At 57.5% G+C, this 11953-nt stretch carries 12 protein-coding genes; all 12 read left to right on the top strand.

Features of this window, described 5'->3' with window-relative positions:
• Positions 1–38: 38 nt before the first annotated feature.
• The gene (locus tag CPA59_RS15665; protein ID WP_107759980.1) at positions 39–365 is read left to right on the top strand and encodes a hypothetical protein; all 327 of its coding nucleotides are present in this window, start codon (positions 39–41) and stop codon (positions 363–365) included.
• A gap of 879 nt (positions 366–1244) precedes the next feature.
• Entirely contained in the window at positions 1245–2063 is an 819-nt protein-coding gene (gspC, locus tag CPA59_RS15655) for a type II secretion system protein GspC (protein ID WP_038919720.1), read from the top strand.
• Between the two features lies 1 nt (position 2064).
• A complete protein-coding gene (gene gspD / locus CPA59_RS15650) occupies positions 2065–4194 on the top strand; it encodes a type II secretion system secretin GspD (protein WP_038919718.1) in 2130 nt (709 codons plus the stop codon).
• On the top strand, positions 4191–5687 hold the full coding sequence (gene gspE, locus CPA59_RS15645; RefSeq protein ID WP_038919717.1) for a type II secretion system ATPase GspE: 1497 nt from the start codon (positions 4191–4193) through the stop codon (positions 5685–5687). Before gspD ends, gspE begins: the two co-directional genes overlap by 4 nt.
• A gap of 1 nt (position 5688) precedes the next feature.
• Complete coding sequence (gspF, locus tag CPA59_RS15640) at positions 5689–6915, top strand: type II secretion system inner membrane protein GspF (protein ID WP_038667254.1); 1227 nt, start codon at positions 5689–5691, stop codon at positions 6913–6915.
• A 34-nt stretch (positions 6916–6949) separates the two neighbouring features.
• Positions 6950–7411 carry a type II secretion system major pseudopilin GspG gene (gene gspG, locus CPA59_RS15635; protein WP_038667257.1) on the top strand — a complete coding sequence of 154 codons (462 nt, stop codon included), beginning with the start codon at positions 6950–6952 and terminating at the stop codon, positions 7409–7411.
• A gap of 2 nt (positions 7412–7413) precedes the next feature.
• Positions 7414–7953: a type II secretion system minor pseudopilin GspH gene (gspH, locus tag CPA59_RS15630; protein WP_038919715.1), complete on the top strand. Its 540-nt coding sequence runs from the start codon at positions 7414–7416 to the stop codon at positions 7951–7953.
• A 3-nt stretch (positions 7954–7956) separates the two neighbouring features.
• Positions 7957–8334 carry a type II secretion system minor pseudopilin GspI gene (gene gspI / locus CPA59_RS15625; protein WP_038667263.1) on the top strand — a complete coding sequence of 126 codons (378 nt, stop codon included), beginning with the start codon at positions 7957–7959 and terminating at the stop codon, positions 8332–8334.
• A complete protein-coding gene (gspJ, locus tag CPA59_RS15620) occupies positions 8331–9071 on the top strand; it encodes a type II secretion system minor pseudopilin GspJ (RefSeq protein WP_038919714.1) in 741 nt (246 codons plus the stop codon). The genes gspI and gspJ overlap by 4 nt, the downstream gene beginning before the upstream one ends.
• A complete protein-coding gene (gene gspK / locus CPA59_RS15615) occupies positions 9068–10144 on the top strand; it encodes a type II secretion system minor pseudopilin GspK (protein ID WP_038919712.1) in 1077 nt (358 codons plus the stop codon). The genes gspJ and gspK overlap by 4 nt, the downstream gene beginning before the upstream one ends.
• Complete coding sequence (gene gspL / locus CPA59_RS15610; protein ID WP_038919711.1) at positions 10141–11343, top strand: type II secretion system protein GspL; 1203 nt, start codon at positions 10141–10143, stop codon at positions 11341–11343. The genes gspK and gspL overlap by 4 nt, the downstream gene beginning before the upstream one ends.
• Positions 11340–11828 carry a type II secretion system protein GspM gene (gene gspM, locus CPA59_RS15605; protein WP_038919710.1) on the top strand — a complete coding sequence of 163 codons (489 nt, stop codon included), beginning with the start codon at positions 11340–11342 and terminating at the stop codon, positions 11826–11828. Before gspL ends, gspM begins: the two co-directional genes overlap by 4 nt.
• Positions 11829–11953 lie beyond the last annotated feature (125 nt).

Raw genomic sequence — 11953 nt, 5'->3', positions numbered from 1 at the left:
AGGAATAATCAACGTTTCATCCCATTTATGTGACCTGAATGCCATTTCGACAACATTCTATTACGCTGATCATTAATGCCGGTAAAACTTTGAGGCTGGTCGCAAAAAAAAACCGGCAATATGTTTTAATGAAACGGCGTTTTACTATCATAATGCCGCTGTTTCTGTTTGCCAGTGTGCAAAGAGGCGGTAGTGACAACGGCAGAACGGGTATCGGCATTGGTGCAGGTAGAGCATGGCTAACGGTGTGTGGCAAACATACTATCATCCCATTGCTCAATGGTCGCAACGCAATTATGCCAGTGCGTGTGCGTGAATACCGGCGTGATTGTGGTTGGATTAACGTACGGCAGGATGGCAAATAACGGTTGGTGATTAAATGAACCGTTATTAAATATTATTTGTGCGATGTTCGACTCGTTATCGTCCCGCATCCCGGCATAGATAACCGAGGCGTTAGAATTAAGGGACTATGCCTGTAGCTTGTACAGATAATAAGCGTAAGCTCGGTTATTGGGTAGATATACCCAAAATAATTCGAGTTGCAGGAAGGCGGCGACGCAGCGAATCCCCAGGCGCTTACATGAGTAAGTGACTGTGGTGAGTGAGGAAAGCCAACGCATCTGTAACTTGAAGTATGACGGGTATAAATGCCATTTATCGTGTGAATCGGTAATATCCACCATGATATGAAGTAAGTGTGTAAATGAGATGTAATGTTCTTGTGTCGCAGAATATTTTCCCGCTCCTGAGACGCAACGGTAAATGCGAGCATAGCCGATTGCGTCAGGCGTTTATCGGAAAATAGTGGGAAAAATGGTTGCTGACCGGGGGATTGTCTTGTCATTAACCTGAGTTATATTATTGGGCGTTTTAGCCTTATCCGGCACGGTGATATTGCGTGCAGATCGCCTGGCATAAACAGGAAACAGGATGCCTGTCAGCCAGTAACACGATTGCAGACAGGTTGAGTACATGCGTGACGTGACTGGCTGAAAACGGTCGGAACATGAATTTCATGCTGGCGCTCACGGCCTTTCCGGCGAATCGGTTGGCGAGAGAGTAATCCGTTATCCGGGCAGGCGGCTTATATGGCCGGTGCGGCATTAAGACAGCAACAATGCAGAAGCGTCGCTTTCAGGAATGGCTGCCATGCCCCCGAAAACCGGCGCTGTATGGCCCTTATTCCACGTTCGTGAACGTGGTAAGGATAATCGGCGAACACATAGGGATAATGTTTGCAGATGAATATCTCGAAACTGCCACCGCTATCTCCGTCTGTCATCAGACGGATTTTATTTTATCTGCTGATGCTGCTCTTTTGTCAGCAATTGGCCATGATCTTCTGGCGTATTGGTTTACCGGACAATGTGCCGGTCGCCAGCGTGCAGATTACCCCGGCACAGGCCAGACAGCAGCCTGTCACCCTGAATGATTTTACGTTATTCGGCGTTTCTCCCGAGAAAAATAAGACGGGCGCGCTGGATGCGTCGCAAATGAGCAATCTGCCTCCTTCTACGCTGAATCTTTCGCTGACCGGCGTTATGGCTGGCGACGACGATTCCCGTTCTATCGCCATCATCAGCAAAGACAACGAACAGTTCAGTCGCGGCGTCAATGAAGAGGTTCCCGGTTATAACGCCAGAATCGTATCGATCCGGCCGGATAAAGTGGTGCTGCAGTATCAGGGGCGTTATGAAGTGCTGGGATTATACGGTCAGGAGGATAACGGCCAGGACGGCGTCCCTGGCGCGCAGGTCAACGAGCAACTTCAGCAGCGCGCATCCACCACCATGAGCGATTACGTCTCTTTCTCCCCGATCATGAACGACAGCAAGCTGCAGGGCTACCGGTTGAATCCGGGGCCGAAGAGCGATTCATTCTACCGCGTCGGACTTCAGGATAACGACATGGCCGTTGCCCTGAACGGGTTGGATTTACGTGACGAAGAGCAGGCGAAAAAAGCCATGGAACGCATGGCTGATGTGCATAACTTTACCCTGACGGTGGAGCGGGATGGTCAGCGTCAGGATATTTATATGGAATTTGGGGGAGACGAGTAACGTGCTTGGCAAAGGGATCAAAAAAAGCTGGGGGTGGCTGGGGCTAACCGTTCTCCTGCTTGGCTCGCCGTGTGGCTGGGCTGCCGAATTTTCAGCCAGTTTCAAAGGAACCGATATTCAGGAGTTCATCAATACGGTCAGTAAGAACCTGAACAAAACGGTGATTATTGACCCGACGGTTCGCGGCACCATCAGCGTGCGCAGCTACGACATGATGAACGAAGGGCAGTATTACCAGTTTTTCCTTAGCGTGCTGGATGTGTATGGTTTTTCGGTGGTGCCGATGGATAACGGCGTATTGAAAGTCATCCGTTCCAAAGATGCTAAATCGTCTTCCATTCCGCTGGCTAATAACGAACAGCCGGGAATCGGCGACGAATTGGTGACCCGCGTGGTGCCGCTCAACAATGTGGCGGCACGTGATTTGGCTCCGTTGCTGCGTCAGCTCAACGATAACGCCGGCGCCGGCACCGTGGTGCATTATGAGCCGTCCAACGTGCTGTTGATGACCGGGCGCGCCGCGGTCATCAAACGTCTGGTGGATATCGTCAATACGGTGGATAAGACCGGCGATCGTGAAATGGTCACAGTCCCATTGACCTACGCATCGGCGGAAGACGTTGCCAAACTGGTGAACGATCTCAACAAGAGCGATGAGAAGAACGCGTTGCCAAGCACCATGCTGGCTAACGTGGTGGCGGATGGCCGCACCAACTCAGTGGTGGTGAGCGGTGAAGAAAACGCCCGTCAGCGTGCGGTGGAAATGATCCGCCAGCTGGATCGCAAACAGGTGGTGCAGGGCGGAACCAAAGTTATCTACCTCAAGTACGCCAAGGCGCTGGATCTGATAGAAGTGTTGGCCGGCAACGGCACCAGCGGCAACCGCAATTCGTCGTCGAATGCGTCGCGGCCGTCATCGCCGCGTTCCAGCAGTAGCTCAAACAGCAACAGCAACTCCGGTTCGTCCAGCAACTCGTCTTCCGGCAGTTCGTCTTCGTCGTCCAGTTCCAGTATGGGATTTGGCTCCGCGTTTGGTTCGACCAGCAGCTCGGGCGGCCGCACTATCACGATTCAGGGCAAAGAAGTGACGGTTCGCGCCCATGATCAGACCAACTCGCTGATCATTACCGCGCCGCCCGATATCATGCGGGACCTGGAGCAGGTGATCAATCAACTGGATATTCGCCGTCCGCAGGTACTGGTGGAAGCGATCATCGCCGAAATTCAGGATGCCGACGGGTTGAATCTGGGGATCCAGTGGGCCAATAAGCGAGCCGGCATGACCCAGTTCACCAACACGGGCATACCGATTTCAACGGCGGTGATCGGAACCGATCAGTTCCGCAGCGACGGTACGTTGACGACGGCGTATGCCAGCGCACTCAGCAGCTTCAACGGCATTACCGCCGGTTTTTATCGCGGCAACTGGTCAATGTTGCTGACCGCGCTGTCCAGCGACAGCAAAAACGATGTACTGGCGACGCCGAGCATTGTGACGCTGGATAACATGGAAGCGACCTTTAATGTGGGTCAGGAAGTGCCGGTACTGACCGGTTCGCAAACCACATCGGCCGATAACATTTTCAATACCGTCGAGCGTAAGACCGTCGGTATCAAGCTGCGGGTAAAACCGCAGATCAACGAAGGCGATTCGGTGTTGCTGCAAATTGAGCAGGAAGTCTCCAGCGTGGCGGACAGCAACAGTAGTACCAACAGTTCGCTGGGCGTGACTTTTAATACCCGCACCGTGAACAATGCGGTGATGGTCACCAATGGCGAAACTGTGGTCGTGGGCGGCCTGCTCGATAAAACCGCCGTTGAAACCAATAACAAGGTACCATTGCTGGGCGATATTCCGTGGCTGGGCAGCCTGTTTCGTTCGAAAAGTCAGACGGTGAGCAAACGTAACCTGATGCTGTTTTTACGTCCGAGCATTATTCGTGACCCAAGACAGTTCCAGGAAGCGTCGATCAACAAATACCGTTCTTTCAACAATGAACAGCAGCAGCAACGCGGCGAAGGCAACGGCGTGCTGGACAACAATACCCTGCGTTTGTCCGGTGGCAACACGTACACCTTCCGTCAGGTACAATCGTCCATCTCCGCCTTTTATCAGCCGGAGGGGCGATGAGCGATCAGCCTGTCAACACGCCTGAACTGCGACCGGTGCTGCCGTTTGCCTTTGCCCGGGCGCAGCAGATTCTGTTGTTGCAGGATGAATCGGCTACGGCGGCGGAAGTGGTGTGCGTGCCCGACACGCCTGCGCCGGCGTTGCTGGAAGCGCGCCGGGTCGCCGGGGTGCCGTTGACGGTGAGTCAGGTCAGCCCGGAAGAGTTTGAGCGGCAACTGGTGATGCGCTATCAGCGCGATTCCGAAGAGGCGCGCCGCCTGATGGAGGACATCGGCAACGATATTGATTTCTACACGCTGGCGGAAGAGCTGCCGGACAGCGACGATTTGCTGGATGGCGAAGATGACGCGCCGATCATTCGACTGATCAACGCCATGCTCACCGAAGCCATCAAGCACAAGGCCTCGGATATCCATATCGAAACCTTTGAACGTCACCTGTTAATCCGGTTTCGTATCGATGGCGTGCTGCGGGAAATCCTGCGGCCGCAGCGTCAGCTGGCGTCATTGCTGGTTTCCCGTATCAAAGTTATGGCCAAGCTGGATATCGCCGAAAAGCGTGTCCCGCAGGATGGCCGCATGGCGCTGCGCATTGGCGGCCGCGCTATTGACGTGCGTGTGTCGACGCTGCCTTCCAACTACGGCGAGCGCGTCGTGTTGCGTCTGCTCGACAAGAACAGCGTTCGGCTGGATCTGGAAGCGTTGGGGATGGCCGAACACAACCGTCGCCAACTGGATACGTTGATCCACCGTCCACACGGCATCATTCTGGTGACCGGGCCTACCGGCTCGGGGAAAAGTACCACCCTGTATGCGGCGCTGAGCCGTCTCAATTCCGCCGAACGCAACATTATGACGGTGGAAGACCCGATTGAATACGAGCTGGAAGGCATCGGGCAGACCCAGGTCAACCCTAAGGTCGATATGACCTTCGCCCGTGGTTTGCGCGCGATTCTGCGTCAGGACCCGGATGTGGTGCTGGTGGGGGAAATTCGTGACGGCGAAACCGCGCAGATCGCGGTACAGGCGTCGTTGACCGGCCATCTGGTGCTGTCCACGCTGCATACCAACAGCGCGCTGGGCGCGTTGTCCCGTCTACAGGATATGGGTATCGAGCCGTTTCTGTTGTCCACATCGCTGTTGGGGGTGCTGGCGCAGCGGCTGGTACGTACGCTGTGCCCGTCCTGCCGTCAGCCTTATGTCCTCAACGACGAACAGGCGCAGCAGACCGGTCTGGCGGCGGGGACCACGCTCTACCATCCCGGCGGCTGCGAAAAGTGCAACTACAGCGGTTACCGCGGCCGTACCGGCATCCATGAACTGCTGCTGATCGACGATACGGTGCGCAACGCCATTCATCACGGCGAAAGTGAACTGGGTATCGCCCGGATGCTGGGCGACAAGCGGGTTACGATTCGTCAGGACGGGCTGGATAAGGTTCTGGCGGGCATCACCACCTGGGAAGAAGTGGTGCGTGTAACGAAAGAGGAATGACATGGCGCTGTTCCAGTATCAGGCATTGAACGCCCAGGGAAAGAAAAGTCAGGGCATGCAGGAAGCGGATTCTGCTCGTCACGCACGTCAGTTGCTGCGTGAAAAGGGACTGGTGCCGGTCAAAATTGAGGAACAGCGCGGCGAAGTGACTACCCGCAGCGGCTTCTCTCTGTCGTTGCGCCGTTCGCATCGCATTAGCGCCAGCGATCTGGCGTTGCTGACCCGTCAACTGGCGACGCTGGTGGCGGCGGCATTGCCGCTGGAAGAGGCGCTGGACGCCGTGGCGAAACAGAGTGAAAAGCCGAAGCTAAGCGCGCTGATGGCGGCGGTGCGCGCCAAAGTGGTGGAAGGGCATTCGCTGGCCGAGGCGATGGGCAATTTCCCCGGCAGTTTCGAGCGTCTGTATTGCGCTATGGTGGCGGCGGGCGAGGCATCCGGCCATCTGGATGCGGTGCTGAACCGGCTGGCGGATTACACCGAGCAGCGCCAGCAGATGCGCAGCCGTATCCAACAGGCGATGATTTATCCTTGCGTGTTGACCCTGGTGGCGATTTCGGTGGTGTCTATCCTGCTGTCCGCCGTGGTGCCCAAGGTGGTCGAACAGTTTATCCACATGAAGCAGGCGCTGCCGCTGTCCACGCGGTTGCTGATGGGCGTCAGCGACGCGGTGAGAGCCTACGGGCCTTGGGTGGTTTTATTACTGGTGCTGGCGGTGATGGGGCTGCGCGTGTTGCTACGGCAGGAAAAGCACCGTCTCGTCTTCCATCGGCGTTTGTTGTTCCTTCCCTTGATCGGGCGTATTGCGCGGGGGCTTAACACCGCCCGTTACGCCCGCACCCTGAGCATTCTTAATTCCAGCGCCGTGCCGCTGTTACAGGCGATGCGCATCAGCGGCGATGTGCTGACCAACGATTACGCCCGCTTCCGGCTGGGGCAGGCGACCGATGCGGTGCGTGAAGGCGTGAGCCTGCACAAAGCGCTGGAGCAGACGTCGCTGTTTCCGCCGATGATGCGCCACATGATCGCCAGCGGCGAGCGCAGCGGCGAACTGGATGGCATGCTGACCCGCGCGGCGGATAATCAGGATCGCGAGTTCAGCGCCCAGATGACGCTGGCGCTGGGGTTGTTTGAACCGCTGCTGGTCGTCAGCATGGCCGGCATTGTGTTGTTTATCGTGCTGGCGATTCTCCAGCCGATCCTGCAGTTGAATACCCTGATGAGTATGTAGCGAAGATTGATACGTTTAATGAGGTAACGAAAAGATGGAACGACGTCAGCGAGGTTTTACCCTGTTGGAAATCATGGTGGTCATCGTCATTCTCGGCGTACTGGCCAGTCTGGTTGTCCCGAACCTGATGGGCAACAAAGAAAAAGCCGACAGGCAGAAAGCCATCAGCGACATAGTCGCGCTGGAGAGCGCGCTGGATATGTACAAGCTGGACAACAGCCGTTACCCGACGACTGAGCAAGGGCTGGGGGCGCTGGTGAAAAAACCGACCACGCCGCCGGAACCACGCAATTACCCCCAGGATGGTTATATCCGCCGCTTGCCGCAGGACCCGTGGGGCGCGGAATACCAGTTGGTCAGCCCCGGCCGTCACGGCAAGGTGGACGTGTTCTCCTACGGTCCGGATGGTATGCCGGATACGGATGACGACATCGGTAACTGGAATGTCGGCAACGGCGCGCACAACAACGGTAGTAACGGTAACGGGAACCCCTGATCGTGCGTCAGCGGGGATTTACGCTGCTGGAGATCATGCTGGTGGTGTTGCTGGCCGGTGTGGCCGCCACGCTGGTGATGATGGCGATTCCTGCGCCTAAGCAGCAGGACAGCGGCTGGCAAATCGCCCGCTTCAAGGCGCAACTGCAGTATGCGGTGGAGGACAGTCAGATGAATGACCATATTCTGGGCATTTATATTCAACCTCGCCGCTGGCAATACGCGTTGCTGCAACGTCAGGTGGTGGAGAATTCTCCGGAAGATCAGCAACGCCTGCGTTATGTCTGGGTACCCTGGCAGCCGTACCGGATGTCCTCGCCTAGCGAGTTACCGGATGGCTTTCAGATCGAGCTGTCCACGCAGGTGGGAGCCGCGGGGGATGGCGCCGGGTTTTCGCCGGGCAATGGCGACCCGCACATCCTGATCCTGCCGGGCGGCGAAGTCACGCCATTTCGTCTGACTTTGCACAATGGCAGTAGTTCCGCCTGGCTGCAGGTGGATACCAATGGTCGGGTGCAAACGTCGCCGGAAGCGGAGCAGTAAGGGATGAAACAGCAGGGAATGACGTTGCTCGAAGTGATGGTGGCGCTGGTGATTTTCGCGCTGGCCGGACTGACGGTGCTGAAAACGACCGCACAGCAGGCGAACGGGCTTGGTCGGCTGGAAGAGAAAACTTTTGCGCTCTGGATTGCGGAAAACCAGCAGGCGGCGATGCGGCTGGAAAAACAGTGGCCGCAGACGCAATGGGTAGACGGTGAAGTCAATTTTGCCGGCTCGCTCTGGTTCTGGCGTATTCAGGGCGTGGCAACGGCGGATACGCGAGTGCGCGCGGTAGATGTTGAAGTTCGTCATGAGCGCGACAGCCGGGCCGCCGATGCCGTATTGCGCAGCTATCAGGTTCAGCCGGGAGAACCCGCGCAGTGAAACGGCCAGACTGCGGATTTACCCTGCTGGAAGTGATGCTGGCGCTGGCGATTTTCGCCGCGCTCAGCCTGGCCGCTTCGCAGGTGATGAATGGCGTGATGCGCAATGACGAGGCTTCGGCGCGTAAAGAGGCCCGTCTGGCGGAGTTGCAACGGGCTTTTTCCCTGATGGAGCGAGATTTTTCGCAGATCGTTCCCCGCCGCAGTCAGGGCTATGAACTGGGGTTTTACGCCGAGCGCTATCAATTAAGCAGCGCCGACTGGGCGGTCAGTTTCATCCGCAATGGCTGGCTCAATCCGCTGGGTATTATGCCGCGCTCTGAACTGCAACGCGTTGGGTACCGCTTGCGCGGCGATACGCTGGAACGGCTGTTTTATGATTCTTCCGAGCCGCTGTCTACGCAGGAGGCGGCGATACGTCCGGTGTTAACCGGCGTGACCGGGTTTGTATTGCGCTTTTTCGGCAAGGATGGCTGGCAGGATCGCTGGGACGATCCGGCTCATCTGCCGCAAGGCATTGCGATTGTCGTTACCTTGCGGGACTACGGTGAGATTACCCGCGTGTTCCTGGTGACGCCGCGCTATGTGGAGGCGCAGCGCAAGGGCGGCCCGAATGGCAATAATGGCGATGAGAACAAGGACGAGAACAGTCAGGATCAGCCGCCGCAGGAAAATACCGATTCGTCCGGCGAGCAGAATCAGGCATCGCCGGACGACAACGGCGGAGGTGACTCATGAGTCGTCGGCAACGCGGCGTCGCCCTGTTGATTGTGATGCTGATGCTGGCGTTGATGGTCACCATCGCCGCGTCGATTACAGAGCGCAGCGGCAAGGCGTGGCAACGCACCAGCAATTTGCTCAACCGTACGCAGGCTCGCTGGTATGCACTGGGCGCGGAGGCGTTGATTTCCAGTTCGCTGCAGCGTGACGCTCAGGCATCGCCGGAAAGCACCTTTATCGGTCAGCCCTGGTCGAAGGTGGATCACCAGATGATGGCGGATGGCAGCGAAATTCGTGCGCAGGTGCTGGACGGTCAGGCGTGTCTCAATCTTAACGCGCTCAGTCCGGCCAAAAAACCGATGCCCAATAGCGCATCCGGTAATAACAATAACGGTAATAACAATACCAACAGCAACGCCGGCAGCGGTAATACCGACACCAACAATCAAAGCCCGCCTTCCAAAGGCGGTAATCCTGAGCAGGGGCCTTATGCCGCTCAGGTATTTCGGCAGCTGCTGATGGTGCTGGGCGAAGATCCGAAGCAGGCCGAGCGCGTAACGGATGCGGTGCGCGACTGGATCGACGAGGATAGCGAACCGTTGATGAACGGCGCGGAAGACGACAGCTATGTCAACTTTCATCCCGGCAACCAGCGTATGACGGACGTCACGGAACTGCGGGCGGTCATGGGCGTGGATGCGGCGCTGTACCGCCGCTTGCTGCCTTATGTGTGCGTGTTGCCGGTGGACAAGCTGGTTGTCAACGTCAATACCCTGACGCCAGAGAGCGCGCCATTGCTGTCGGCGCTGTTCATGGGGGAGATGAGCGTGGAAGCGGCCGAGCGCGTTTTGCTGCAACGTCCGCCTCAGGGATGGCGCAATCTTAATGAATTTATGGGGCTGTCGCCACTGCCGGAAAACGCTAAAACCGGCGTCCGCCAGGTGCTGGCGATCAAGAGCGACTGGTTCTTCGCCGACATTCAGATACGGGTGGACGACAGTGAATTCTATCAACGCAGTCTGTTTCATCGTGGCAAGCAGATTGAGGTGGTACAACGTCAGTACGGGGGATATAGGACGGTGAACCCATGAACAGGGCCGAGAACGTCAGCGGCAAACAACAGCTGATTCTGCGGTTGTCCGCAGAGACTTCAGACAGCCTGGAATGGCTGATCTGGTCTGTCAGCCGCCACCAGACCCTGACGCAGGGCAACGGAACGCTGGAGCGTCTTCAGACGGTGCTGGCGGATTATCCGGTGATGTCGGTGCGGGTGCTGGTGCCGTCGACCGACGTCACGTTTCATAGCCTGTCGTTGCCGCGTCAGTCGCGCCGACAATTGCTGCAAGCCATTCCGTTTATGCTGGAAGAGCAGGTGGCGAGCGATATCGACCAACTGCATTTTGCCGTCATGGAGATGCAAGGGGATAACGCGACCGTCGCGGTGGTGCAGAAATCACGACTGCGGTCATGGCTGAACCTGTGTGAGACATTGGGCGTGCCGGTAGAGACGGTTGTGCCGGATGTGATGGCGCTGCCGCGGGCCGACAGCGCCTGGAGCGCCATCAGCCATCAGAATCTGTGGCTGTTCCGGTTGGATACCGGTATTGGCATGGCGGCGGAAGATAGCTGGTATCAGTCGCTGCTGGCCGGTTTTCAGCCGTTGCCCGCTGTGCACTGCTATAGCCCGGTGCCTGCGTCGGCTTTGACCTGGCAACCGCAACCGGTGACGGATTTGCTGACGCTGGCCGCGCAGGCCAGCCTGCCGATGAGTATGGATCTGCGACAGGGCGAATACGCGCCAGTGAAACCCTGGAAACAGGCGGTACTGCCGTGGCGCAATGTGCTGATCGCCTTGTTCGCCTGGCTGCTGCTGGTGCTGGGCGAGTCGGTCTGGACCCATTACCAGTTGTATCGTCAGGCGGATTACTGGCGTCAGGAGAGTGTGCGGATGTACCGCAAACTGTTTCCGGACGAGAAACAGGTGGTGAACCCGCGTGCGCAGATGCAACGTCATTTGCAGGAGGCGCGTTCCGGCATGAGCGGCTTTGCGCTGACGGAACAGATGAACCGGTTGCAGCAACTGGTGGCGCAGAATGACGGCGTGTCGCTGCAATCGCTATCGTACGATCGCAGCCGTGATGAACTGCGCCTCAGCCTGCGTGCGACGTCTTATGCGCAGATGGAACAGTTCCGCCAGCAGGCTCAGGCCTATTTCCAGATCCCGCCGGGTGAAATGAAGCAGGAAAAAGACCATGTGGAAGGCCAGTTAACCCTGAGGAGTCAGCCATGAATGAATTGCGTCGTCGCTGGCAGATAATGAGCCAGCGCGAACGGATGATGACGCTGGCGTGCGGCGGTCTGGTGCTGTTGTGCCTGCTGTATTATTTGTGCTGGGCGCCGTGGCAGGAGCAGGCGCGGCAGTGGCGGATGACTATTGACCGCGAGCGCCAGACCGTGCGCTGGATGCAGCAACAGGCGCCGCGTTTGCCGCCGACGGAGGGCGCGCGGCGGCAGATCGCCGGGCGGGACATCAGCCTGACGGTGCTGGTGCCGCAAAGCGCGGCCCGCTACGGCATCACCGTGCTGCGTATGCAGCCGCAGGAGTCGCAAGTGTCGGTGACGCTGGCCCGTAGCGATTTTAATAATCTGCTGCACTGGCTGGCAGAACTGGAGCAGAAAAACGGCGTGATCACCCAGGGACTGGATGTCACGGCAGTTCCCAACAGCGCCGGCATGGTGGAGGTGACCCGGTTGTCGCTGGAGCGGGTGCTGTAACCGGCAAAACGGTCAGCCTGCCTGACGCTAAACGGCAGGCTGGGCTTGATGCCGCCGCCGACAATCAACCAGTCTGCGCGCCGGCGCGCAAAAAACGATGTCTGTGATTCACCGGTCTGGCACGG

The sequence above is a fragment of the Dickeya sp. Secpp 1600 genome (assembly GCF_003049805.1).
GTDB lineage: Bacteria > Pseudomonadota > Gammaproteobacteria > Enterobacterales > Enterobacteriaceae > Dickeya > Dickeya fangzhongdai.
The sequence above is the reverse complement of the archived record's forward strand: the minus strand, read 5'-3'. Positions and strand labels throughout refer to the sequence as shown.

Excerpts from the sequence above, each read along its gene's own strand:
- CPA59_RS15665 (WP_107759980.1), top strand. The coding sequence starts at position 39 with ATGCCATTTCGACAACATTCTATTACGCTGATCATTAATGCCGGTAAA.
- gspC (WP_038919720.1), top strand. The coding sequence starts at position 1,245 with ATGAATATCTCGAAACTGCCACCGCTATCTCCGTCTGTCATCAGACGG.
- gspE (WP_038919717.1), top strand. The coding sequence starts at position 4,191 with ATGAGCGATCAGCCTGTCAACACGCCTGAACTGCGACCGGTGCTGCCG.
- gspF (WP_038667254.1), top strand. The coding sequence starts at position 5,689 with ATGGCGCTGTTCCAGTATCAGGCATTGAACGCCCAGGGAAAGAAAAGT.
- gspG (WP_038667257.1), top strand. The coding sequence starts at position 6,950 with ATGGAACGACGTCAGCGAGGTTTTACCCTGTTGGAAATCATGGTGGTC.
- gspI (WP_038667263.1), top strand. The coding sequence starts at position 7,957 with ATGAAACAGCAGGGAATGACGTTGCTCGAAGTGATGGTGGCGCTGGTG.
- gspK (WP_038919712.1), top strand. The coding sequence starts at position 9,068 with ATGAGTCGTCGGCAACGCGGCGTCGCCCTGTTGATTGTGATGCTGATG.
- gspL (WP_038919711.1), top strand. The coding sequence starts at position 10,141 with ATGAACAGGGCCGAGAACGTCAGCGGCAAACAACAGCTGATTCTGCGG.
- gspM (WP_038919710.1), top strand. The coding sequence starts at position 11,340 with ATGAATGAATTGCGTCGTCGCTGGCAGATAATGAGCCAGCGCGAACGG.